This window comes from Qipengyuania sp., from assembly GCF_965277845.1.
In the GTDB taxonomy this organism is placed as follows: Bacteria; Pseudomonadota; Alphaproteobacteria; order Sphingomonadales; family Sphingomonadaceae; genus Qipengyuania.
The window spans coordinates 2921022-2943483 of sequence record NZ_OZ255844.1 but is presented as its reverse complement, the minus strand read 5'-3'; the positions used below and the strand labels follow the sequence as shown (position 1 = coordinate 2943483).

The 22462-nt window shown below is 62.7% G+C and carries 21 protein-coding genes and 1 tRNA gene; 8 read left to right on the top strand and 14 right to left on the bottom strand.

All coding sequences use genetic code 11. The annotated features are described in order from the left end of the window. The first annotated feature begins 7 nt into the window (after positions 1-7). Entirely contained in the window at positions 8-1180 is a 1173-nt protein-coding gene (locus ACQY4G_RS14380) for a hypothetical protein (RefSeq protein ID WP_421991861.1), read from the top strand. 329 nt (positions 1181-1509) lie between these two features. Here ACQY4G_RS14380 and ACQY4G_RS14375 read toward each other — a convergent pair. Further along, positions 1510-1584, bottom strand: a tRNA-Val gene (locus ACQY4G_RS14375). A gap of 79 nt (positions 1585-1663) precedes the next feature. Further along, complete coding sequence (cpdR, locus tag ACQY4G_RS14370; RefSeq protein ID WP_067689845.1) at positions 1664-2056, bottom strand: cell cycle two-component system response regulator CpdR; 393 nt, start codon at positions 2054-2056, stop codon at positions 1664-1666. A gap of 197 nt (positions 2057-2253) precedes the next feature. Here cpdR and ACQY4G_RS14365 point away from each other — a divergent pair, with 197 nt between their 5' ends. Beyond that, positions 2254-3204, top strand: coding sequence for an N-formylglutamate amidohydrolase (locus ACQY4G_RS14365; protein ID WP_421991859.1), 951 nt, complete (start codon positions 2254-2256; stop codon positions 3202-3204). A gap of 213 nt (positions 3205-3417) precedes the next feature. Here ACQY4G_RS14365 and ACQY4G_RS14360 read toward each other — a convergent pair whose 3' ends face one another. The 5 genes from ACQY4G_RS14360 to ACQY4G_RS14340 all read right to left on the bottom strand — a co-directional run bounded on the left by ACQY4G_RS14360 (position 3418) and on the right by ACQY4G_RS14340 (position 8711). Further along, entirely contained in the window at positions 3418-4230 is an 813-nt protein-coding gene (locus ACQY4G_RS14360; protein WP_421991857.1) for a class I mannose-6-phosphate isomerase, read from the bottom strand. Further along, the gene (locus ACQY4G_RS14355; protein WP_421991855.1) at positions 4227-5192 is read right to left on the bottom strand and encodes a mannose-1-phosphate guanylyltransferase; all 966 of its coding nucleotides are present in this window, start codon (positions 5190-5192) and stop codon (positions 4227-4229) included. The genes ACQY4G_RS14360 and ACQY4G_RS14355 overlap by 4 nt, the downstream gene beginning before the upstream one ends. 170 nt (positions 5193-5362) lie before the next feature. Next, complete coding sequence (locus ACQY4G_RS14350) at positions 5363-6172, bottom strand: hypothetical protein (RefSeq protein WP_421991853.1); 810 nt, start codon at positions 6170-6172, stop codon at positions 5363-5365. 235 nt (positions 6173-6407) lie between these two features. Beyond that, entirely contained in the window at positions 6408-7196 is a 789-nt protein-coding gene (locus ACQY4G_RS14345) for a SapC family protein (protein WP_291171918.1), read from the bottom strand. A gap of 66 nt (positions 7197-7262) precedes the next feature. Next, positions 7263-8711, bottom strand: a complete 1449-nt coding sequence (locus tag ACQY4G_RS14340; RefSeq protein WP_421991851.1) for an FAD-binding oxidoreductase — start codon at positions 8709-8711, stop codon at positions 7263-7265. Positions 8712-8896: 185 nt separating this feature from the next. Between ACQY4G_RS14340 and ACQY4G_RS14335 the strand changes: the two genes are divergently transcribed. Further along, positions 8897-9439 (top strand): hypothetical protein, encoded by a 543-nt coding sequence (locus ACQY4G_RS14335; RefSeq protein WP_421991849.1) that lies wholly within the window; start codon positions 8897-8899, stop codon positions 9437-9439. Between the two features lie 118 nt (positions 9440-9557). Next, on the top strand, positions 9558-10907 hold the full coding sequence (locus ACQY4G_RS14330) for a DEAD/DEAH box helicase (RefSeq protein ID WP_421991847.1): 1350 nt from the start codon (positions 9558-9560) through the stop codon (positions 10905-10907). 44 nt (positions 10908-10951) lie between these two features. On the opposite strand, the gene ACQY4G_RS14325 is transcribed toward ACQY4G_RS14330, so the two are convergent. Then, on the bottom strand, positions 10952-13261 hold the full coding sequence (locus ACQY4G_RS14325) for an ATP-dependent helicase (protein WP_421991845.1): 2310 nt from the start codon (positions 13259-13261) through the stop codon (positions 10952-10954). Positions 13262-13408: 147 nt separating this feature from the next. Between ACQY4G_RS14325 and ACQY4G_RS14320 the strand changes: the two genes are divergently transcribed. Further along, positions 13409-13714, top strand: coding sequence for a hypothetical protein (locus tag ACQY4G_RS14320; protein ID WP_291176922.1), 306 nt, complete (start codon positions 13409-13411; stop codon positions 13712-13714). A 276-nt stretch (positions 13715-13990) separates the two neighbouring features. After that, positions 13991-14392, top strand: a complete 402-nt coding sequence (locus ACQY4G_RS14315; protein WP_421991843.1) for a hypothetical protein — start codon at positions 13991-13993, stop codon at positions 14390-14392. Between the two features lie 61 nt (positions 14393-14453). Here ACQY4G_RS14315 and rsmD read toward each other — a convergent pair whose 3' ends face one another. The 3 genes from rsmD to ACQY4G_RS14300 are packed head-to-tail and all read right to left on the bottom strand — an operon-like array spanning position 14454 to position 16954. Beyond that, positions 14454-15008, bottom strand: a complete 555-nt coding sequence (rsmD, locus tag ACQY4G_RS14310; protein ID WP_421991841.1) for a 16S rRNA (guanine(966)-N(2))-methyltransferase RsmD — start codon at positions 15006-15008, stop codon at positions 14454-14456. Further along, positions 15005-15772 carry a pseudouridine synthase gene (locus ACQY4G_RS14305; protein ID WP_291176912.1) on the bottom strand — a complete coding sequence of 256 codons (768 nt, stop codon included), beginning with the start codon at positions 15770-15772 and terminating at the stop codon, positions 15005-15007. Before ACQY4G_RS14305 ends, rsmD begins: the two co-directional genes overlap by 4 nt. Positions 15773-15790: 18 nt before the next feature. Then, positions 15791-16954 carry an aromatic ring-hydroxylating oxygenase subunit alpha gene (locus ACQY4G_RS14300; RefSeq protein WP_421991839.1) on the bottom strand — a complete coding sequence of 388 codons (1164 nt, stop codon included), beginning with the start codon at positions 16952-16954 and terminating at the stop codon, positions 15791-15793. Between the two features lie 71 nt (positions 16955-17025). Between ACQY4G_RS14300 and ACQY4G_RS14295 the strand changes: the two genes are divergently transcribed. Together ACQY4G_RS14295 and ACQY4G_RS14290 are read left to right on the top strand one after the other, a co-directional pair. Further along, positions 17026-18759, top strand: coding sequence for an AmpG family muropeptide MFS transporter (locus ACQY4G_RS14295; protein WP_421991837.1), 1734 nt, complete (start codon positions 17026-17028; stop codon positions 18757-18759). 64 nt (positions 18760-18823) lie between these two features. After that, positions 18824-19201 carry a PilZ domain-containing protein gene (locus tag ACQY4G_RS14290; protein WP_067689804.1) on the top strand — a complete coding sequence of 126 codons (378 nt, stop codon included), beginning with the start codon at positions 18824-18826 and terminating at the stop codon, positions 19199-19201. Here the strand turns inward: ACQY4G_RS14290 and ACQY4G_RS14285 are convergent. The 3 genes from ACQY4G_RS14285 to trpA all read right to left on the bottom strand — a co-directional run bounded on the left by ACQY4G_RS14285 (position 19198) and on the right by trpA (position 22297). Next, a complete protein-coding gene (locus ACQY4G_RS14285; protein WP_421991835.1) occupies positions 19198-20499 on the bottom strand; it encodes a bifunctional folylpolyglutamate synthase/dihydrofolate synthase in 1302 nt (433 codons plus the stop codon). The two genes, ACQY4G_RS14290 and ACQY4G_RS14285, sit on opposite strands and share 4 nt — an antisense overlap. An 8-nt stretch (positions 20500-20507) precedes the next feature. Further along, entirely contained in the window at positions 20508-21356 is an 849-nt protein-coding gene (accD, locus tag ACQY4G_RS14280; RefSeq protein ID WP_291171877.1) for an acetyl-CoA carboxylase, carboxyltransferase subunit beta, read from the bottom strand. 152 nt (positions 21357-21508) lie between these two features. Next, positions 21509-22297 (bottom strand): tryptophan synthase subunit alpha, encoded by a 789-nt coding sequence (trpA, locus tag ACQY4G_RS14275; protein ID WP_421993676.1) that lies wholly within the window; start codon positions 22295-22297, stop codon positions 21509-21511. Between the last annotated feature and the right edge of the window lie 165 nt (positions 22298-22462).

Sequence of the window (22462 nt, the reverse complement as noted above, 5' to 3'; positions counted from 1 at the left end):
CTGATCGATGAAGCTGGCTCACCCAATCCGTCTTGTCGCCATGGCAATCTTGGGTTTGGCACTCGCCATCGCCCTTGCGGCTCAGTCGGCGGGGATCGCTCTAACGCGTAAGGCGCCTGAGACTGCTCTGTCGCTATTCCCGCTTAATGGTCTGGCGCAGGAGGAACTCGCGTCCTCGGCGTTTCTCTCGGTCGCCGAAGGTCTGGTTCCTGCCGAGGTTGGAATGCCGATGGCGGAGCAATGGGCTCTCGAAGCTTACCGGAAGGAACCTCTCAGTCCCGAGGCGCATGCAATTCTCGCTCTGGCCGAAGAGGATGCAAATACCCGCTCGGAAATCGTGAGCCTGGCTTCGCAATTGAATCGGAGGAACCCCAGGCTTCAGGCGGTGGTTCTCCAGGAACAAGTGGCACAACAGGATTACCCCGGGGCCATCGCGACTCTCGATCGCATTCTACGCGTCCGGCCTTCGCGATCCGCCGAGCTGTTTCCCAGTTTGATCCCGCTATTCGCGCGAGAGGGAGCTGTCGACGAATTCGCTCGAATTCTCGACGGCACATCGCCGTGGCATGAGGTCTTTTTCCGTTACGCGGTCAGAGAACCGGCGGCGCTTTCCAATCTTCTCGAATTGCGCAAGCGAGTGTCCTTCGACAATCAGCAGCTGGATCAGACCCTGCTCAAGAATCTCGTTGCCGAGGGCGAGCTCGATGCGGCTTACGGATTCTACGAGCAACTACGCGACGGTGATCAGTCCAGCGATCGCGTAGGAGTGCTCGACTGGGACAATACATTTGCGCCTTTCGAGTGGGCATTCTCCGATCGCGCGGGATTGCGCGCTCAGCCAAGTTTGAGCGCGGAGCAACTCGAAATCTCTGTGAAGCCGGGTGAAGGCGGCGTGGTTGCACGACGCCTCATCAAAACACCCGAGAGTCCCTTCGTCCTGGAAATCGAGCACGACATCGAATCGTCTCAAGCCCTGCAGGATATTGATATCGGCCTTCGCTGTGGCGGTGCGGATAACTCTCTTGTGCTGGAACAAAACCTGGCGAGCCAAGGCAATGGATTCGAGATCGCCAGCCTCCCTGATTCGTGCTCGTTCATCGAGATACTCATCGAGGCCAGGGCATGGTCGGGGCGCTCTGCCCTGAATGCGGAGATCGACTCTGTTCGAATTCGGAACTGACTGATTGGTATCGAGCCGTTCGGGACGGTTCTTCACTGAGAGTTGATACGATCGCTGCGCGTCCGAACCAACGGCGTCACACGATCCTCGCCCGACCGGCCAGGTGCCAGTCGGAGACAGCAGATCGATGCAATGTCTGCGAAGGGGTAGCGATTGACTGGATACAGAGCCTCCCCATTATGTCCGGCTTTCGACATGGGGCATAATTATCGGCCGGTTCGATCCCGCTCAATTTGACCGAATGTCCAAGAATCGTCGTCGCAGGCGCTCAGGGAACGCAAAAAAGCCCGCCAAGATGGCGGGCTTTTTCATGCCTCATGGGGCTTCGATGGTGGGCGTACCAAGGTTCGAACTTGGGACCCCTACGATGTCAACATAGTGCTCTACCACTGAGCTATACGCCCACACCATCGGGCGCCCCGTTGCGGGGCAGGCGGGCCATTTAGCGAGGCTTCGAATACCGCGCAAGGCCCTATCGCAGACTTATTGCAATCGCGCGTTGACCCGGTCATCCAGAACCCGTTCCACCTCGAGGACGAGGTCGCGCAAATGGAACGGTTTCGACAAGACTTTGGCATGCGGCTGTTCGCGGCTGGCCTTGAGTGTGACAGCGGCGAACCCGGTAATGAACATGACTTTGGTGTGCGGGCTCACGTCGTTGCAGCGTTGCGCCAATTCGATACCGTCCATTTCGGGCATGACGATATCCGAGAGCAGAAGGTCATAGCCTCCATCCTCCAGCAACGGGATCGCATCGGTGCCGCGATCGACCGAATCGACCGCATAGCCTGCATTGACCAGCGCCCGTTCCAGATAGACGCGCATCGCATCGTCATCCTCGGCGAGCAGGATTCGTTGTGTCGGTGATTCCGTCATACGGTCTATGTACTCCGCGCGCTTTAAAAAAGCATGTATGCAAAACAGGGATCGTTAATGGGACGGAAGGCGCGAGGTGGCTGGCACGACCATTGGCGATTCCGATTCCTGCGCAGCCTGCCGGCACGCGGAAAATCTCGCGCCCGATGAATAAATCCGAGCTTGATTAATGGGGCTGCGAGACCGACGGTGAAATCATGAACCACGGCAAGGCGATACTGTCCGGCGATGCCGAGCAATTGACCGGGGGCGCGATTCCCGGAAAGCCGGGACCATCCTACAGGCTATGGCGCCGCTCGGACGCCGAAATGCCCGTGCTCATCGCGTCGCCGCATTGCGGCCGGTGCTATTCCGACGATGTTCTTGCCGCCTTGCGCGATCCCGACCAAGCGCGGCTGCGACTGGAGGATCGCCATATCGATGCTGTGGCGCACCCGGTTGCCGCCGCCTCGGGCAGCAGCCTTCTGCTTGCCGAGGCGCCCAGAGCGATGATCGACCTCAATCGATCGGTCGAAGATGTGGACTGGGGCATGGTCCGCGGCGCTAGACCCGGGCCGCGACGCCATTCGCTGGCAAACCGCCGCTCGCGCAACGGATTGGGCCTCGTGCCCCGGCGCATCCCCGGCATGGGCGAACTCTGGCGCCGACCATTGACCATGCCGGAACTCGATGAGTGGATCGAATCAATCTACCGGCCCTATCACGCTGCCCTGGGTGCCGAACTGGAGCGGTTGCGCGATCGGTGGGGTGTCGCGCTGTTGGTGGATCTGCACTCCATGCCGCCGTTGAAGAAATCCCATCCGCAGGACCGGCCGGCCGAATTCGTCATCGGCGACCGGTTCGGCGCGTCCTGCGATCCGGGGCTTGTCGACCTGGCCATCCGCTATCTCGGCAACCACGGTCGGCGAGTGGCGCATAATCGGCCCTATTCGGGTGGATACGTGCTCGATCGGTATGGGCAAACTGCGCGCGGCATCCACGCCGTTCAGATCGAGGTTTGTCGCACGGCCTATCTCGATACGCGGCTCGACCTGCCCAGTGCGCGCCTGGCGGCGATAGCAAAGCTGCTCGCCGGGCTCGTGCGAATGCTCGGGGCGGAATCCAGGACCATGGGGCGGCGGGGGCAGATAGCTCAGGCTGCGGAATAGTGATCCGCAACAAAAAACCACCCCGCGCTATGCGCACGGGGTGGCCAAGGTTCAGGGAGGAAATGCACTCGCGTGCATCTGCCGGGAGGGCCATGAGGGGAAGCGCCGCCCGGCGATTACGAAATGGTGGTGCGACGCATCGGTTTCAAGTCCACGACGGCCGCTGCTGCAGCACGGTTCGGCGCAGATATGGTGCGGCCTGTCAGAGCGACTTCAGCAGGTCGAATTGGGCTGAGCCAACAGCAAAAAGCAATCACCGGAAATTGACTGCGGATCGAAGTCCAAGGCGAGGGCGCATTCCCCTGTGGCAAGCTGGTCGTTACCAATCGAAGCCTCGCCTGAAAGCGGAATTAGGAGTGTGGGTCTATCGTCCAGGGGAGGAGCGGGGCTGGAGCTGCCACATTGCCAGAAACTCAGGCTGAAGTGAGGACCATCGAGCAGCACGCCGGCATCGGTGTCGAGCCTGCTCCGATACTCAGACTGGTAAGGGCCAGTTTTGGCAATCTTCACTGCCTGATCTAGATGCAATTCTCGTGGGCGGCCGTAGTCGAACAGCCGAAAGGTGATATCGTTGTGTTGCTGGACCTCGATCAGGCTGACCCCGCCTCCGATCGCGTGGACGGTGCCCGCGGGAATGTAGAAAGTGTCTCGGGGTCGGACTTCGTGCCACACAAGCATGTCGACAATGCTGCCGTCGATCGCAGCCTGCTTCATGGCATCCGGAGTGATCTCCTCATGAAATCCGGCCGCGATGGTCGCGTCTGGCGCCGCGTCCAGAATGACCCAGCACTCGCTCTTGCCGCTACGTCCAAGGTTCATAGACCGCGCCTGGGCATCGCTCGGATGGGCCTGTACCGATAAGCGCTCGCTGGCAAATATGTATTTCACCAGCAGTTGTTGGAGCTCCGGGGGAGGTTCGAACCAGACCTCGCCGATGCGATTCTTCGATGGATGGGAAAAGGGCGCAGGCAACTTCTCGACGCCCCAGACCTTCTCGACGAAGGTGCTGCTAAGCTTGCGGATCATTGGTCCTTGCATCGGCTTGCCTCACCGACACGTTGCACGGCGCTGCGGGCGGTCACGAGGATATCCTCTCCATCGACCACCACGATCAGATCGTTAGCACCGATCAGAGTGACATGTGGTCCGTCGCTATCGATCATGACGCCTGTGGCACCGATAACTTCGCCCGGACCCACAATCACATTGTCGTCAGAGGGAAGCTGGCGCTCGCGGAACAGCGCATCCCAGTTGCCGATGTCGGACCATCCCATGGAGACATCGACCATCGCGGCGTGATCCGTGTTTTCCATCACGGCGTAATCGACCGATTCTCCTTCGATCGCGGCAAAGCTGTCGGAATCGGGGCGGAGTATCGCGCTTACCCGCGTTCCAAGCTCGTAAGCGCGCCTGGTTGCCGAAGACAGATCGGGCCGATGCCGCGACAACTCGGCCAAGAACTTGCCGGCCCGGAAAGCGAAGATACCTCCGTTCCAGGCGTATCCGCCATCCGCAAGAAATCCGAGCGCCGTGTCCAGATCGGGTTTCTCGACGAACCGTTGGACCCGATAGCCACCATCCAGCGCCTCGCCGCGACGGATGTATCCATAGCCTGTTTCGGGAGCCGTTGCGGCGATACCGAATGCGACCAGCCAATCCTCGGTTGCCATCTGCGCTGCGATCCGCGCAGCATTTCTGAACGCTTCCGGATCGGTTATGTGGTGGTCGCTCGGGCAAACAAGCATGATTTCGTCGGGGTCGAGGGCCAGGGCCGCCAGAGCGATGGCAGGCGCGGTGTTCCGACCGAATGGCTCAACTACGAAGAGCGCATCGGGAGCATTGATTTCGGCCTGGTGCTCGGCAAATCGAAGGTGCCGCTCCCCGACAACAACTACGGGACGGGTGAAGATCTCGCGGTCCGCGCACCGCTCCAGCGTAGCCTGAAAAAGTGTCTTTTTACCCAAAAGCGGAATAAACGGCTTCGGCATCGCAGCACGACTTCGCGGCCACAGCCGGGTTCCACTCCCGCCACAAAGAACCACCGGTACGATCTTCGACAACGCTTTTCCCCAATTACCCCGGGCCGATCGCCCCGCTCGGATATCGCGCCCCGACCGTAGCTCGCAAATGTTCGATGTCGAGGTGCTAGCGAATGGTGTTAGCGGTCGGTGGTTGCGGTATCGAACTCCGGGGAGAAATACCGCGACCAGTCGGCGAGGCCGTCGTCGCGGTCCTGCGCTGCGCGTTCGATCGTCGCCAGTTCCGCCTCGATGAACTCGACCCGTTCGTCCCAGCCATCATGCGTGCGCTTGCGGAAGATCCAGCCGCCGTGCCGGGGCCCCCAGGTGCGCATGAAGCGAATGGCGGCGCGCGGATCGTAGCCGGCGTTGTGGAGAAGCCAGGGCATCAGCCGGTCGGCGTCACGCTCGGACAGGCGCACCAGTTTGCGCTTCCAGCCGATCTCGCGAAAGGTCTGCGGGTGGCGCAGGATGTTGTGCGCCATTTCATGGGCCACAGCGGCGGCAAAGGCGGCCTCGTCATAGGCGAGGCCCGGGAAATTCTCGCCTATGAGCACCCGGTTCCCGTCCGCTGCGGCGCTTTTCTTCGAATCGACAAGCTCGAAACGCGTCGGGCAGGCGGGGACGCCCTCAAGCCGGGCCGTCCTTGCAAGAGCACCTCCATGGGATTGCCAGGATATGTCGACGCCGCCGCGGGACAATGCTGCATCGATCGAATCGCGTAGTGCGGAAACTCGCTCCCAGCGCGGTTCGGATTTAGGCCAGGCAACGGAAACGGATTTGCCTTCGATCGCCAGGATCGTGTCGTTCTGGCCGATGCCGATGGCGGTGGCTGGCGATCCCGGGGCGACAGCCTGGGCGGCGATGTCGCCGGTCAGGCCGAACAGTGTCCGGACAGCGGCAGGGTCACCATAGCTGTCGGCGTCGTGCAGCAGCAGGCCCGAGACCATGATCGCCCTATCGCAGAATGGGGCATTGGCCGTAGCCAGTCGATACCCGACGCGAAAAAGCCGGTCCTCGCTTTTCTGGAAAACCTCGAGCGGAACAGGCTTGGTTGTCGCCTCGCTACCATCTCCTGCCCTGGCCGGAATGGAGTGAGCGAGTGCCGCGCCGCCAGCCACAAGGCAAAGCGCGCGGAAAAAGGACGCCCGGCGATTCCATCGCCGGGCGCGTATTCCAGTTCGGTTATGCGGTCGGGACACCGGCGGTCGCGGCATCGGGTTGGGGAACCTTGCCCTGCTGGAGCTGGCGGCCGAAAATGGTCCGCATCATGTCCATCGAGAAAATCTGCGCCCAGATCAGCGGCAGCAGACCGTTCTCGGTCCACTTGCGCAACTGGTCGCCGCGCAGTTCGCGCAGCTTTTCCTGGTTGATCATCTGGAATCCGCGATAGACGAAAGGCTTGTCCTTGCCCTGCTCGGTGATGGCGATTTCGCCTTCCATCAGCAGGTCGTGGTCCTTGAGCTCCTTCATGAAAGCCTGGGTCCGCTGACCGGCCTGTTCGAATTGTTCGCAGAACTCGAGGATCTGCTTGGTGCCTTCGCTGGGTTCGCCATTCTCGAACAGCGGCTGGCCATCGTCGAATTCGCCAATGTTTTCCGCAGTCGGGTCGAAGCAGAGCGACAGGTCCTGGCTGTCCTGCTTGAGCCGGGCGAGCATGAAGGGATAGCGGCGGACATAGGCCGGGATGTAGACCTGCTCGGTAACGGTGCCTTCTTCGTCGACGAAGGTGTTGACGCCGTCGTTGAGGCCCATCAGCGCCAGCGGAACGGCATCCGGACCGGTCGAGAAAACGATCGGCATATCGCGCTGTGCCTGGACGAATTCGTCGACCGTCAGCGGCACGGCATGCTGCTTGGCAAGCCAGGGCGCCTTGGCCATCGGACGCGAGCGATAATTCGCATGGTCCTTGCTGTTGAGGGGCATCAGGTCATTGAAGAAAAGGGGCAAGTTGGGCTGCGGCGCGCTGGCCATGGATCTCTCCGAAATTCGATTGGATTGGGCGGCAAGCCCGATGGGCCAGCGCTCGGTAGGCGCGCTTTACGGCGTTGCAGCATCGGGCGCAAGCGGCACGAGCTTGCCCGGATTGAGTATCCCCTGCGGATCGAGGGCCCGCTTGATACTTCTCATGAGGTTCAGCGCAACCGGATCGCCCAGTCGCCCGAGTTCGTCCCGCTTCATCTGGCCGATCCCGTGTTCCGCGCTGATCGAACCGCCGAATTCCGTGACGAGGTCGTGGACATAGGCGCTGATCGCTTTCCCGTCGCTCTCCTCCCACTCGCCGCGTACCGCGCCTGCGGGAGCGAGCACGTGATAATGAATGTTGCCATCGCCGAGATGGCCGAAGCCGACCGCCAATGTACCGGGAAAGCGGTGTTCGATGCGCGGCGAGGCGGTTTCCACGAACTCGGCCATTCGCGCTACCGGTACCGAGATATCATGCTGCATTGCCGGCCCGATCGCGCGCTCGGCAGGGGAAATGCTGTCGCGTAGTTGCCAGAAGTCCTCGGCCTGGGTTTCGCTTGAGGCAAGTACGGCATCGTCTACCAGGCCAAGTTCCATCGCGTTCTCGAAGATATCTTCCACGAGACGGTCGAGATGGTCCGAGTTCCGATCTTCGGTCACCAGCTCGACCAGCGCATGCCAGGCATGGTCTTCGGTCAGCGGAGAACGAGCATCGGGCAGGTGCGCCAGGACCGATTCGAGGCAATGCGCGGGCAAGACCTCGAACCCCTCGAGCGCCGGCCCGGCCATTTGTTCGCAATGTCGCAACAGTTCGCTGGCCGTCGAAATGCTCTGCACCCCGACCCAGGCGACCCGGCGTTCAGCGATCTGCGGCAGCAGGCGCAGCGTGGCGGCGGTGACGATCCCCAGCGTACCTTCCGACCCGATCAGCAACTGTTTGAGATCGAATCCGCGATTGTCCTTCTTCAGCGGTACCAGGCCGGAGAAAACCTCGCCATCGGCAAGCACCGCTTCGATACCGAGCACCTGCGCGCGCATCGTGCCGTGGCGCAGGACCTGTGTCCCTCCTGCATTGGTCGAGATCAGCCCGCCGATGGTTGCGGATCCCTTGCCGCCAAGCGTGAGCGGGAAGCGCATTCCTTCGGCCTCGGCAGCTTCGTGCAGCGATTGGAGCACGACCCCGGCATCACAGGTGACTTGCAGAGCATCGGCATCCAGTTCGCGAATGGTATTCATCCGGCGCAGCGACACCACGACGCTGTCTCCGCTCTCGTCGGGCGTGGCGCCGCCCGACATCCCGCTGTTGCCTCCCTGCGGAACGATGGGCACCCCGTGGGCGCCGCACAGGCGAACGAAGCGGGCGAGCTCCTCGGTCGAAGCGGGCGACGCAAGACCGATTGCCTTTCCGGTGTAGCGTCCCCGCCAATCGGTAAGCCACGGATCGACCAGCTCGGGATCGGTGGTGAATCCTCGCGGCCCCAAGAGTTCGGTGGCAGTGCTGCTGAAGGTGTCGCTATTCGTCATGTGTGGTCCCCTTGCCACAGCTTGCCGCGCCAACGCCACCGCTTGCCAATCGAGGCAGAACAATTAAGCCCGTATTCAAGCGGGGGAGGGCAACGGACAAGTCCGCGATTTCCCGCACGTAAACCGGATCCCGGTCGAGGAGCGTTCGAATTTAATCCATGTCGCTTCTGTCTCCCCTGGCTGCCATGCTGATTGCATTGGGCACACCGCAAGGCGCGGTGGAGGATGCCGTCGTGCATCAGGGCGCGGCGAGCGAGAGCGGACGGATCGATGCCGAGGCGCTTTCGGCGAGAGGGTCAGCCTGGACCGGATTCATCGACAGTTTCCGAGTGCCGGTGGCCAATCAGGTCCGGATCGAACGGCGTGTTATCTTGCGGATCAACCCTCGGCCAAGCAATATCAGGCGCGGCTTCCTTGCCGACCTGCCACGCCAAAGGGTCCCGACGCGGTTCGTCGAACGCCCGCATGGTAAATGTGTCGATGCTGGCGATATTGTCGGCGTGTCCGACCGCGGCAGTAGGCTCGTGATGTATATGCGCAACCAGCAGATGATTACCGCCGAACTCGAGAAGGCCTGCAGCCCGCGAGATTTCTATCTCGGTTTTTATGTCGAGCGCAATGAAGACGGGAAGCTGTGTGTCGATCGCGACCGGTTATTGTCGCGAGCGGGGGCGAAGTGCCGGATATCCAATCTCAGCCGGCTTGTGGCAGTGAGTGACGAACGCTGAAGCGGCCCACGCGCCGATTTCTTGACTTTTGGGGTATTTCCGGCGAAGGGCGCCGCTGCCGATGCTGCGAAGACGCAGATTTGTGTCGGCCAATGTTCCAGGGACAGTTTCGAACCGCATGACTTTCGCCGATCTCGGCCTTTCCGAAGACTTGCTCAAGGCAGTAAGCGAAGCCGGCTATACCGAGCCGACCGACATCCAGCGCGAAGCGATTCCGCCGGTGCTCATGATGAAGGACATCATCGGCATCGCGCAGACGGGAACCGGCAAGACCGCGAGTTTCGTCCTGCCGATGATCGACATCATGGCCAGCGGACGCCGCCGGGCGCTGATGCCGCGCTCGCTCATTCTCGCCCCGACCCGGGAACTGGCGGCGCAGGTGGCCGAGAATTTCGAGAAGTACGGCAAGAACCACGATCTCAAGCTCGCGCTGCTCATCGGCGGTGTGCAGATGGGCGACCAGGTCAAGGCGCTGAACGAGGGTGTCGATGTCCTGATCGCGACGCCGGGTCGCCTGATGGACCTGTTCGAGCGCGGCAAGATCCTCCTCAACGGCTGCGAACTGCTCGTCATCGACGAGGCCGACCGGATGCTCGATATGGGCTTTATTCCGGACATCGAGTTCATCTGCTCGAAACTGCCGGAATCGCGCCAGACCATGCTGTTCTCGGCCACGATGCCGCCGCCGATCGAGAAGCTGGCGAAGAAGTTCCTCGACAATCCCAAGCGGATCGAAGTCAGTCGCCGCGCTTCGACGAACGAAAACATCACGGCCTTCAAGGTGCCGGTAAAGGCCCGCCAGAAGCGCGAGACACTGCGCTGGTTGCTGGAAAACGATCACATCGAAACGGCGATTGTCTTCGCCAACCGCAAAACGACTGTGCGCGAGCTCAATAAGAGTCTGCAAAGCTACGGTTTTCGCAGCAGCGAGATCCATGGCGATATGGACCAGTCCAGCCGGATCAAGGAACTCGAACGGTTCAAGGCGGGCGAGGTCAACATTCTCGTAGCTAGCGACGTCGCGGCGCGCGGGCTCGACATCAAGGGCGTCAGCCACGTCTTCAATTTCGACACGCCGTGGCATCCGGACGATTATGTCCACCGCATCGGCCGGACGGGCAGGGCAGGGGCCAAGGGTCGCGCCTTCACCTTTGTCGCCGATGAAGATGCCGAAGCAATCGGGAATGTCGAGAAGCTTACCGGCGCCGAGATCAAGGTCTTCGGCAAGGAGGACGTACGGGTCGATTTGGTCGAGAAAGCTGCCGAAGCTGAAGCCGAAGACAAAGCCGACGAAAAGCCCAAGCGCAGCCGCAAGAAGCACAGCGAAGATTCTGCGGGCGAAAAGCCCGCGCGCAAGGCCAAGGCCGACCGCGCACCGCGGCGAAAACGGGACGAGGACGAGGCTCCTGTCGCACCGGGCGAATGGAACGGCCCGCGCCCCGGCTTTCTCGACGTCTCGGCAACCTGAGTTCTCCTAGCGGCGGCGGACCGGTTCGCCCGTGTCCGCCGCTGCTAATCCGCCAGCTTCACGAAGCTGTCGAGAACGCGTTTTTCGCCCGCCTTCTCGAATTCGATGGTCAGCTTGTTGCCTTCCTGATCGGTAACGCAGCCATAGCCGAACTTGTCATGGAACACGCGCGCCCCGATGGCGACGTCGCTGCGCGGCTTGGCGGCGAAACTCGCGGCGCTGCGACCGGGTTCGGCCAGCCGCTTGGGCGTGCTGTCGTAACCCGACGATAATGCCCGTTGCCAACCCGGCCCGCGCGCGCCGGAGCGATCAGGGCGATTCGACGAGACATGCGCGAAGGGATCGTCGGTCTCGCTCCAATTCGCCCGCCAGAGCGAGGCCCCGCCGGTCATGGTGGTTTCGCTCTTGATGTGCTCCTCGGGCAGTTCCTCGATGAAGCGGCTGGGGATCGAGCTTGTCCATTGGCCGTAGATGCGCCGGTTCGCGGCGTGTAGGATCGTGCAGCGGCGCTTGGCGCGCGTGATCGCAACATAGGCGAGACGACGTTCTTCCTCGAGGCTGGCGAGCCCGCCTTCGTCGATGGACCGCTGGCTGGGAAAGACGCCTTCTTCCCAGCCGGGCAGGAAGACATGGTCGAATTCGAGGCCCTTGGCCGCATGCATGGTCATGATGGTGACCTTCTCGCCTTCGTCGGCGCGGTCATTGTCCATCACGAGGCTGACATGCTCGAGGAAATCGCCGAGAGACTCATACTCTTCCATCGCGCGGGCAAGCTCCGTGAGGTTCTCCAGCCGCCCGGCGCTCTCGGGGCTGCGGTCCTTCTGCAGCATGTCTTCATAGCCGCTTTCGGCGAGCACTGTGCGCAGCAGTTCGGAAGGCGTGACCTTCTCGGCCATCTCGCGCCAATGGACGAACTGGCCCAGCAGACCGACGAGGCTGTTCTTCGCCCGTGCGGGCAATTCGTCGCTATCGCACAGATCGAGGCTGGCCGCGGCGAGCGGCATCTGCGTCCGACGCGCATGGCGGCGCATGGCCTCGAGCGTTTTAGCGCCGAGACCGCGCTTGGGCTGGTTGTAAATACGTTCGAAGGCGAGGTCGTCGGCGGGCTGGGCGATGGTGCGCAGATAGGCAAGCGCATCGCGAATTTCGGCGCGTTCGTAGAAACGGAAGCCGCCGACGATCCGGTAATTGAGACCGATCTGGATGAAGCGGTCTTCGAATTCGCGGGTCTGGTACTGCGCGCGAACCAGGATCGCGACCTGATCGAGCGGGGCACCTTCAGCCTCGAGCCGCTCGATCTCCTCGCCGACGCGGCGCGCTTCTTCGGGCGCATCCCACACGCCGATGACGCGGACCTTCTCACCCGCCGGAAGTTCGGTCCACAGCGTCTTGCCGAGCCGTTCGCTATTGGCATCGATCAGACCCGAGGCGGCGGCGAGGATCTGCGGGGTGGAGCGATAATTTTGCTCCAGCTTTATCACCGCTGCGCCCGGAAAATCCTTTTCGAACTTGAGGATATTTGCGACTTCTGCGCCGCGCCATGAATAGATCGACTGGTCGTCGTCACCCACCACGCAGATGTTCTTGCGCGTCTGCGCGAGGAGGCGCAGCCACAAATACTGAACCTGGTTGGTGTCCTGATACTCGTCGACGAGGATGTATTTGAAGCGCTGTTGGTACTGTTCCAGCACGTCGCGGTGCTGGCGGAAGATATTGAGCATATGCAGCAGCAGGTCGCCGAAATCGCAGGCATTGAGCGCCTTCAGCCGGTCCTGGTACAGCTTGTAGAACTGCGCGCCCTTGCCATTGGCGTAGGCTTCGTTTTCCACTGCATCGAGATCGCCGGGATTGAGGCCGCGATTCTTCCAGCGATCGATCAACCCGGCGAGCTGGCGCGCGGGCCAGCGTTTCTCGTCGAGGTCGTTTTCCTGGATCAGCTGCTTGAGCAGGCGGAGTTGATCGTCGGTGTCGATGATCGTGTAATTGCTCTCCAGCCCGACCAGCTCGGCATGGCGGCGCAGCATGCGCGCGCCGATCGAATGGAAGGTGCCGAGCCACGGCATGCCTTCGACCGCATCGCCGATATGCCGTCCGACCCGCCCGCGCATCTCGCGTGCGGCCTTGTTGGTGAAGGTTACGCACAGGATTTCGCTCGGCCAGGCGCGGCGGGTCGCGATGAGATGCGCCAGCCGTGCGGTCAGCGCCGCCGTCTTGCCGGTGCCGGCCCCGGCCAGCATCAGCACGGGGCCCTCGGTCGTCAGCACCGCCTCGCGCTGCGGTGCATTGAGGCGGGCCGCGTAGGGCGGAATGTCGCCGGTTTCGGCGGTCTGATCGGGGGATTCGGGAAGAGACATGGAGGCGTGAACAGTTAGGGAACAGGGCGCTCAGACGCAAGGCGACATACGGATACGCAGAAGGCAATCGCTGACAGACAGTCGGAACACAAGGGACCGTCGCCGCGTTGCAAGGCACGTAAATCGCCGAATTCAAGGGAGAATACGATGAAGCCCCTATTTGCAATCGCCGCGGCATCGGGCCTTGCTCTGACTGCCGCACCTGCCTTTGCCGACGATCACGGTACGAAAGCCAATTCACCGGAAGTGGTTGAAACGAACGCCAGGGGCCAAGCCACAAAAGTGCGGATCGATGGCAAGGTCTATGACGTCTGCATGAAAGACGATCAGGACGGCTGCATCAACCCGCGCGCCGCCGGGCTTAAATGGGGCAACCGGCCGCTGAGCTACTGGCCTGGCAAGCCGGCGAGCGAGATCGAAGGCCCCTTGCCGGCCGAAAAACCGGACAGCTAATCTCGGCTTTCCGCCCGCGCTCCCTTCTTACCTGGGTTAGAGCGCGGCGCTTGGAGGGGGCGGGGCTGCCATGGCGGCTCCGCCCCTTTTTGTGCCACCTCTGGAAGAGACCACCCGACGTGAATTTCGAACGACTGACGCCGGAGCGTTCAGAATGCAGGATGTCGGGGCCGGCGCTGGCTTGCGCAGCTATTCCTCCCCACCGATAAGGATAGCACCTGAAGGGAAGGGTCAGGGTCGCGTTCGTCGCGCATGTAGAAATCCGCGGAGGATCACATGCGTAAGACTTTTTGGTATTTCATCGGTGGCCAGCTCGCCACCATATCGATTCCCGTAGTGGCGCAGGATACCGAGCCGGCTCCGCAAGTTCAGCCAGCTCCGCTGCCTACGGAGCCGGGGAACGTGCCGCTCTCGCCCGACCAACAGGCGATTGTCGACACGTGGCCCGCCGAGCGCCAGGCGGAGTTTCTTCGTTGGCCGCCGCAGGTGCAGGCGTATTACTGGGCGCTTCCGCCGCAACGACAGGACATGCTTTGGCAGCTGACCGACCGGGATCGCCTGGCAATCGCGGATATGGACGAGGCCGGGCGGGACGAAGCCTGGGCGATCATCGAGAGTCGCTTGCAGGCAAACCCGATGGCAGATCCGCCTGCCAATGAAAAGCCTAAGCCGGACTAGGCGGGCGAACCGCCCGAGGTCGACGAACCGACGCAATAGGTGGCTCGACAGGTTAGATAGGTTAAGCCGCGTCGGCGGCCAGTTTCAGCAGGCTGAGCTTGGCCTTGCCGACGCGGCGATCCTTGACGATTTCCAGTCCCTTGACGGCGATCTGTTCCTTCGCACCGGTCTCGAGCGCGATCCATGTGGCCTGACCGATCCAGCCGAGCCGCAGCATGCGATCGAGTGCGACCTGTCCCGCTCCCGTATCATAGGGCGGGTCGAGCAGGATCAGGTCGTGCGATTGTTTGGCAGGACCCAGCGACATGACCGATGCCTGCTGCACCGTGGCGCGCGGGCGGGCGTCAAGCGCATCGATATTGGCCCTGATCGCCTTGATCGCCGCGCTTTCCTGTTCGACGAAAAGACACGACGCTGCACCTCGCGATAGCGCTTCGAGACCCAGTGCACCCGAACCCGCAAAGAGATCGAGCACCGAAAGGCCCTCGAAACTGCCCAGACGGCTGGCCAGCATGTTGAACAGCGTCTCGCGCGTCCGGTCGGCAGTCGGCCGCGTCAGTTCGCCTGCGGGTGCGGCAAGTTTGCGCCCCCGCCATTCACCCGCGACGATTCTCACCGGCGTCCTCCGCGGGCCAGTTCGCGCTTGAAGGCCATGACGTCGCCGCGTTTGATTTCGAGTGCCTGCCCGCGCGGAAGATCGCCGATGTGGAACGGGCCATAGCCGATCCGCAGGAGCCGGTTCACTTCCAGCCCGAGATGTTCGAGCACCCGCCGTACTTCGCGGTTCTTGCCCTCGCGCAGGGTCAACTCGATCCAGCGGTTCCTTCCCGAGCCACGTTCCAGATCGGCTTCGATCCGGCCGTAGCGCACACCATCGACCTCGATGCCTTCGATCAGCTTGTCGAGATCTGCCTGCGTCACGTCGCCGAAGGCACGCGCGCGATAGGTGCGCGGAACGCCGCTCGACGGCAGTTCCATCGCGCGCTTCATCTCGCCGTCATTGGTCAGCAGCAGCAGGCCTTCGGTGTTGTAGTCCAGCCGACCCACCGGCATCACGCGCCCTGCATCCTTGGGCAGTGCGTTGCGCAAGGCGGCGTAGATCGTCGTTCGACCCTTGGGGTCGTGTTCGGTGGTCAGCATGCCGGCCGGCTTGTGAAAGGCGAACAGGCGTGTTTCCTCGACCTTACCGACGGGTTTGCCATCGACCGTTACGCCTTTGAGGCTGGTCAACTTCACTGCGGGCGTGTCGAGCACCTTGCCGTCGATCGCTACGCGCCCGTCGGCGATCATGCGTTCGATCTCGCGGCGGCTGGCAACACCTGCACGCGCGAGCAGCTTGGCGATCCGGTCGCCTTCTTCGGGTAGTCGGTTGTCGGCCATGGCCGCGCAGCTAGGCCTTCAGTTGGCAGCCCGCAAGGCCTCTTCGACGGTCTCGTGGTAGCGCCTGATACCGCCTTCCATCGTGCCGAGCGTGAGATGCGGCACCGCGCCGGTCGCCAGACCCTGCTGGCCGAGCTCGGCCGCGCGAAAATCCTCGGAGGCGAAAACCCCGCCGTCGAGCAGCGCCCAGCTGCGCTCCCAGTGATCGCGCGCCTTGTCGGTCGCTGGGTGCTCGGGAATGAGCATGAAATCCTCGACCAGCGTGCGGTCGTGCCCCTGCGGCATCATCACCATGACATTGATGTAATCGGGGCTGGGGATGATCAGCGCGCCGGGGAGAAGCTGATAAGCATAGGTCACCACGCGGCGCAGCGCGGCCATATCCTCCAGGTCGATTCCTTCCATCTCCTCAAGCCGCCCGACGGCGCTGCGCGAATGCGGCCCGATCATGTCGCCGCTGGTCGCGCCGTCCTTGAAGAACGGGCCGATGGTCTGCGCGTGAAGCCGTGTCACATGGTAGCTTTCCAGGAAGGCATCCATGATGAGCTTCCAGTTTCCCGCGACCTCATGCGTCTTGCGGCGGAACAGGACCTGATCGCCCATGCCGAGCGCGTCGAAATCGGCGCCAAGCTTTTCGGCATAGGAAAAGTCCGCGGTCTCTTCCTGCGGGCAGAACCAGATCAGCCCGCCGGTTTCGCTGCTCGGCAGCTCGACGAGGCCATATCCGGTCTTGTCGAGGCGCGGAAACGTATCGGAGCGGGGCAGGGCGAGCAGGCGGCCGTCAACCGAATAGGTCCAGGCGTGGTAGGGGCAGACGAGCTTCTTGGTACACTGCACATCCTCGCCCTCGACCAGTCTTGTGCCACGATGACGGCACACATTGAGGAAGACATGCGCCTTGCCCTCCGCATCGCGCGTGATGAGCAGCGGACGACCGGTGGCATCGTGCGGGACCGCCATGCCGGGATCGGGCAAGAGGGCCGAGGGGCACAGGATCTGCGGCAATCGATCGTAGATCGCAGCCTTTTCGCGCGCCCAGTAGTCGGGATCGATATAGACGCTTGCCGGGACGGTCGTCGCTTCCGACGCATCGCGCTTGCGACCCTCGGCAATGTCCTTGGCCAGCGCAAGCATGCCGTCGGTCGGGCGGCCTGTGGGATGTTTGGTGTCGACAGCGCTCATGACGCCTGTTCCTTCCTCTCTCTCACCGCTAGTGTCGCAAAAAATACGCTGGATTGGAAGGACGCTAGGGAATGGCCGCGGTCGCAGAAGAAAAGAAAAAGATCTCCGCCTGGCGCGCGCTCGGCATGGCGCTGGGCAATCGCAAGACCGGTTTCATGCTGCTGTTCGGTTTCGCCAGCGGGCTGCCCTTTGCGCTGTTTCTCGGCACGCTGTTCGCCTGGCTGACCGAGGCCGAGGTCGATCTCGAGACCATGGGGATATTCTCTCTGATCGGGCTCGCCTACGCCTTCCAGTTCCTGTGGTCGCCGCTGATCGACAAGGTCAATATTCCGCTGCTGCGCAAACTTGGGCGCCGGAAGCAGTGGATTGTCCCGATGCAGTTGCTGCTGGGCACCATTCTCGTCACTATGAGCCTGCTCGAGCCGCGCTCCCAACTCGGCATGTTCTCGCTGCTGGCAGGAATCGGTGCCTTCGCCAGCGCAACCCAGGATATTGCGATCAACGCCTGGCGTATCGACGTGGCGGACGAGGTGGCGACGATCGATATCCTCTCGACCGTCTATCAGATGGGCTACCGGCTTTCCTCGCTCGTCGGCGGGGCGCTCGGCCTGATCATCGCCGCGCGGATCGGTTGGCCGGAAACTTATGCGCTGATGGGCGCGATCCTGCTTTCTGTGGGCTTTGTCGGTCTTTGGGCGCCCAATGCCCGGGAGAATGCCGTCGATGTCGCCTCCGAAAGCGAAAAACAGGTTCGCGCGCTCAGGCAGGCCGGGGAACTCGAGCCTGCGATCCGCAACCGCGCGTTGGCGCTTGTCGCAGTCCTGTGGGCCGGGGCAATCGGCGTGGTCCTGGCCTTCATGATCATGTCGATGACCTACGCGCCGGAGGATCGGCCCAATCCGACCGAATTCACCGTCAATGTCGGGCCGTGGATAATCGTCGCGACCATTATCCTTCCCGCGCTGATTGCGGGATGGCTCGCCGCGAAGAAACGCCGGGGCGAACACCTGCTGGCTGCCGATGAAACGCCCGCGACCGGCGGTGCATACGCGCTCGATCATCTCTACCGCGCGCTGGTCCTGCCGCTGGTCGAGCTGGTCGGGCGAATGGGCTGGTCGCTGGTGCTGATCTTTGCAGTCGTGTTGACCTACCGGATCTGCGACGCGATCTGGGGCACTTTCGCTTATCCGTTCTATCTCGGCGAACTCGCCTATACGAATGACGACGTGGCCTTCGCTTCGAAGTTCTTCGGTGTCGGCGCGATCATTGCCGGATTGGCTCTGGGCGGACTGATGCTCACCGCGATCGGTCGCATGCCGACCCTGCTCATCGGCGGCGTGCTGGCCGCGCTGACCAACCTGCTCTACGCCGACATGGCCATCGGCGGTGCCAATATGCAGGCCTTCAGCGACGCGGTGGGCTTCACCTATCTGATCGAGCAGGTGCCCGCGATCGGCGATGCGGACCTCGCCAAGCTGACGATTACCATCGGGTTCGAGAACCTCGCCATCGGTATCGCCGGGGCGGCCTATATCGCCTGGCTGTCCTCGATCGTCTCGAAGAAGTTCAGCGCGGTGCAATATGCCCTGCTGTCCTCGCTCACCCTGCTGGTCGGCACGCTCGGTCGCGGAGCCCTGGGCGAGATGATCGAGGAGCAGGGCTACTTCGATGTCTTCATCCTGACGACGTGGATCGGGCTGGCAGCAGCGGTGCTGGTGTGCATCGAATGGTGGCGCGAAAGCCGCTCCAAAGCCGCAGCGGGGATCGTTGCGCCCGAAGCGGGGGAGGCCATGCCGGCAGAATAGGCTGGTAAATCGCAGTAGCCGCTGGAAAGCTTGTCGTAACCATCGCAGTGTAGTCTCGGTCTCCATGACCGACACTACGCAACATGTTTCGCCGCTGCGCCGCGATTACCAGCGGTTGACCCTCGGCGTTCCGGCGATCCTCGAGACGATCGACGCACGGCACCGCGTGGAAATCGTCGATATTTCGCAGGGCGGGGCGCAGCTCGTCTTGCCACGCAAGGATGCGTTCGCACAGGAATGCCTGCTGATCTGGTTGCATTACGAAGCATTCGGATCGGTCAGCTGGCGCAAGGGTGCGCATATCGGCCTGACTTTCGATGAGCCCCTGTCGCACAAGACGATTTTCGAAACGCGCAGGAATGCGGAGGCGATCGTCAGACAGGATGCCGAGCGCACTCAAAACGAGGCGAGGAATTGGGCACAGGGACCGCTGCGGTTTTAGTCCGGCATCTCATCGTTCAACCGCAACACTGCCCCCGCGAGATAGAGCGAGCCTGCGATCAAAATGGGATAATCGTCGGGCGCGATGTTCCGCAGCGCTTCCTCGGCACTCCCCGCAAAGCTGGCACCTTCGCCGAATGCATCTGCGGGATGGCTGTCATGGCCGGGTACGGGGACGATCTGCAGCGAGTGGATACGGCCCGCTAACGGATCGAGCAGGGCGCGCGGGTCCTTGTTGGACAACATGCCCAGGATGAGGTGAAACCGCGCACCGAGCGCGCCTGCGATTGCTTGGCCCGCATCCCGATTATGCCCGCCATCGAGGAGGATGCTATGGCCCTCCGCAAGCGCCGTCAGCGGCCCGCGCGCAAGGGGATGAAGCCGTCCGGGCCAAGTCGCCTCTCGCATCCCCGCGACGATGGCACTTTCCTCGACAGGCAGTCTGTCCTGATGGCTCAGCATGGCGGCTGCCAGTCCGGCGTTTCCATATTGATGTTCGCCGGGCAGCGAGAGTTCGGGCAACTCGAAATGGTATCGGTTGTCGCGATATTCGCCGCCCTGCCAGCCATCGACGTACCAGTCCCGCCCAGCTTCGAAATGGGGGGCCGCGTGGCGCTTGGCCTGTTCGCGGATCGATGCGATCGATTCGGGCGGATAGTGCGCCATGGTCACCAGCGGTACGCCCGGTTTGGCAATGCCCGCCTTCTCGAAGGCGATACGCGCCATCGGTTCTTGCGGTACGTTCTTCTCGGGCGCGAGCAGGAAGCGCTCGTGATCGAGGCCCAACGACGCGATTCCGCAGGCAGCGAGGACATCGGGCTGCAGCACGTTGGTTGCATCGAACCGTCCGCCGAGGCCGACCTCGACCACGCAGGCATCGGCTGGGACGCGTGCGAACTCGGTGAAGGCGGCGGCGATTGTCACTTCGAAGAAGCTTGGATTCAGGTCATCGCCTGCGTCGAGAACCTCGCGCAGCAGTTCGGCCAGTCGATCATCCTCGATCAGCCTGCCCGCCACGCGAATTCGTTCGTTATAGCGCACGAGATGGGGGCTGGTCGTGACGTGGACCGCGTAGCCCTGCGCTTCGAGCATCGCGCGCAGAAAGGCGCAGGTCGAGCCCTTGCCGTTGGTCCCCGCAACATGGAACACGGGCGGGAGCCTGCGATGCGGGTTGCCGAGGCGATCGAGCAGCGCGCGGATCGTCTCGAGGCCGAGCCTGCCATCGGGCACGGAGAGCTGCCCCAGCCGGTCGAGCTGGGTCTGTACCCCCCCATGGTCGGAGCGGGCGAAATCCCGCATGGCGCGGCTCAGGCGGCCTTGGCGGGCGCCAGGTAGTCGAGTAACGTCGCCAGCGTGTCCTTCAGGTCGTGGCGGTGGACCACCATGTCGACCATGCCGTGCTTGTGCAGGTATTCGGCGCGCTGGAAGCCGTCGGGCAGCTGTTCGCGGATCGTGTCCTGGATCACGCGCTGTCCGGCAAAGCCGATAAGCGCGCCGGGTTCTGCGATATGGACGTCGCCCAGCATCGCATAGCTCGCCGTCACGCCGCCCGTGGTCGGGTCGGTCAGCACGACGATGTATGGGAGCTTCGCTTCCTTGAGGCGGCGCGTCATCACGGTCGCCTTGGGCATCTGCATCAGGCTGAGGATGCCTTCCTGCATGCGCGCGCCGCCTGCCGCAGTGACGACGATATAGGGGCAGTGCCGGGTCAGCGCGCGCTCGGCGCCCTGGCAGAAGGCGGTGCCCACGGCCATGCCCATCGATCCGCCCATGAAGCCGAAATCCTGTACGCCGACGACCGCGGGCTTGCCCTCGATCGCACCAGAACCGACGAGGAAGGCATCCTTGTGCGGGCTCTTGGCGCGCGCCTTCTTGAGGCGGTCGGTATATTTCGACGTATCGCGGAACTTGAGCGGGTCTTCCTTCACATCGGGAATCGGGAGGACCTCGTAGCCCTCGTCGAGCAGCTGGCGCAGGCGCTCGTCGGCGCCGATCCGGCCGTGGTGGTCGCAGCGCGGGCAGACGAAGGAATTGTCCTCATACTCCTGCGCGAACACCATCTGCTGGCAGCTGGGGCACTTGACCCACAAATCCTTGTCGGTGCTGCGCTTGGACAGCGAGGTGATCGAATTGCGGACGCGGGTGAACCAGTTCATGGGTGGGCCTATAGTCGGGTTGTCACAAAGCTCAAATAGGCAGCGAACCGGCGGAAGACCGTCATCCCTGCGCAGGCAGGGATCCAGATGAGCTAACGTCAGTCTCCAAGAACCGAGGTTATCTAGGCCCCTGCCTGCGCAGGGGCGACGAACTAGCGGGCGGCGCGAATGGCCCCGGCCAGCTCTGCGGTCAGCTCGCGCAGCTTGCCAGGCGCGTCGGCGCCATGTTCGGCGACCAGATCGACCAGCGCCGAGCCCACGACCACGCCATCGGCCACGCGCGCAATCTCGCTTGCCTGCTGCGGCGTGCGCACGCCGAAGCCGACCGCGACGGGAATGTCGGTCGCCTTCTTGATCCGGCCGACGTTGGCTTCGATCGATTCGATCGCCGCCTGCTGCATCCCGGTAATGCCAGCGACTGCGACATAGTAGAGAAAGCCCTCGCTCCCCTCGACCACGGCAGGCAGCCGCTTGTCGTCGGTCGTCGGGGTGGCGAGGCGGATCGGGGCGATCCCGGCATCGCGCAGCGCCGGGCCGAGCGCATCGTCTTCCTCGGGTGGGATATCGACGCAGATCACGCCGTCGACGCCTGCTTCTTTCGCAGCGGCGGCAAACCATTCGGGACCGCGTCGGATCATCGGATTGGCATAGCCCATCAGCACGAGAGGCACCTCGGGATGGCGCTTACGGAACTCGGTCGCGATGCGCAGCACATCGGCGGTGGTCGTTCCGGCGCCGAGCGAACGGATATTGGCCTGCTGGATCGCGGGGCCATCGGCCATGGGATCGGTAAAGGGCATGCCCAGTTCGATCACATCCGCGCCGCCCGCGACCAGCGCATCGAGATTGGTCGCCGTGTCGCCATCGCCTGCGGTGAGGAAGCAGACGAGCGCGGGGTGGGGTTTGGCGAAGGCTGCGGAAAGGCGATTCGGGCTGTTCATGGTGTCAGGTTTGTTCATCTAACTCGGCAGAAGTCTGAGACATGGACCGGGTGTTACACTGTCCAAGCGGAAAAAAGTTCGTGCGGCGGAGCGGCGCCTTTTCGCGAGAGAAGAGGGAGAGGCGAAGGGGTGTCATTAGGCGGTCGTGGCACAAATGGAGGCCTG

Excerpts from the sequence above, each read along its gene's own strand:
- ACQY4G_RS14315 (WP_421991843.1), top strand. The coding sequence starts at position 13,991 with ATGCGTAAGACTTTTTGGTATTTCATCGGTGGCCAGCTCGCCACCATA.
- ACQY4G_RS14325 (WP_421991845.1), bottom strand. The coding sequence starts at position 13,261 with ATGTCTCTTCCCGAATCCCCCGATCAGACCGCCGAAACCGGCGACATT.
- accD (WP_291171877.1), bottom strand. The coding sequence starts at position 21,356 with ATGAACTGGTTCACCCGCGTCCGCAATTCGATCACCTCGCTGTCCAAG.
- ACQY4G_RS14305 (WP_291176912.1), bottom strand. The coding sequence starts at position 15,772 with ATGGCCGACAACCGACTACCCGAAGAAGGCGACCGGATCGCCAAGCTG.
- ACQY4G_RS14355 (WP_421991855.1), bottom strand. The coding sequence starts at position 5,192 with ATGCCGAAGCCGTTTATTCCGCTTTTGGGTAAAAAGACACTTTTTCAG.
- ACQY4G_RS14295 (WP_421991837.1), top strand. The coding sequence starts at position 17,026 with ATGGCCGCGGTCGCAGAAGAAAAGAAAAAGATCTCCGCCTGGCGCGCG.
- ACQY4G_RS14360 (WP_421991857.1), bottom strand. The coding sequence starts at position 4,230 with ATGATCCGCAAGCTTAGCAGCACCTTCGTCGAGAAGGTCTGGGGCGTC.
- ACQY4G_RS14340 (WP_421991851.1), bottom strand. The coding sequence starts at position 8,711 with ATGACGAATAGCGACACCTTCAGCAGCACTGCCACCGAACTCTTGGGG.
- ACQY4G_RS14345 (WP_291171918.1), bottom strand. The coding sequence starts at position 7,196 with ATGGCCAGCGCGCCGCAGCCCAACTTGCCCCTTTTCTTCAATGACCTG.
- ACQY4G_RS14380 (WP_421991861.1), top strand. The coding sequence starts at position 8 with ATGAAGCTGGCTCACCCAATCCGTCTTGTCGCCATGGCAATCTTGGGT.
- trpA (WP_421993676.1), bottom strand. The coding sequence starts at position 22,297 with ATGAACAGCCCGAATCGCCTTTCCGCAGCCTTCGCCAAACCCCACCCC.
- ACQY4G_RS14365 (WP_421991859.1), top strand. The coding sequence starts at position 2,254 with ATGAACCACGGCAAGGCGATACTGTCCGGCGATGCCGAGCAATTGACC.
- ACQY4G_RS14320 (WP_291176922.1), top strand. The coding sequence starts at position 13,409 with ATGAAGCCCCTATTTGCAATCGCCGCGGCATCGGGCCTTGCTCTGACT.
- ACQY4G_RS14300 (WP_421991839.1), bottom strand. The coding sequence starts at position 16,954 with ATGAGCGCTGTCGACACCAAACATCCCACAGGCCGCCCGACCGACGGC.
- ACQY4G_RS14335 (WP_421991849.1), top strand. The coding sequence starts at position 8,897 with ATGCTGATTGCATTGGGCACACCGCAAGGCGCGGTGGAGGATGCCGTC.
- cpdR (WP_067689845.1), bottom strand. The coding sequence starts at position 2,056 with ATGACGGAATCACCGACACAACGAATCCTGCTCGCCGAGGATGACGAT.
- ACQY4G_RS14290 (WP_067689804.1), top strand. The coding sequence starts at position 18,824 with ATGACCGACACTACGCAACATGTTTCGCCGCTGCGCCGCGATTACCAG.
- ACQY4G_RS14285 (WP_421991835.1), bottom strand. The coding sequence starts at position 20,499 with ATGCGGGATTTCGCCCGCTCCGACCATGGGGGGGTACAGACCCAGCTC.
- ACQY4G_RS14350 (WP_421991853.1), bottom strand. The coding sequence starts at position 6,172 with ATGGTCTCGGGCCTGCTGCTGCACGACGCCGACAGCTATGGTGACCCT.
- ACQY4G_RS14330 (WP_421991847.1), top strand. The coding sequence starts at position 9,558 with ATGACTTTCGCCGATCTCGGCCTTTCCGAAGACTTGCTCAAGGCAGTA.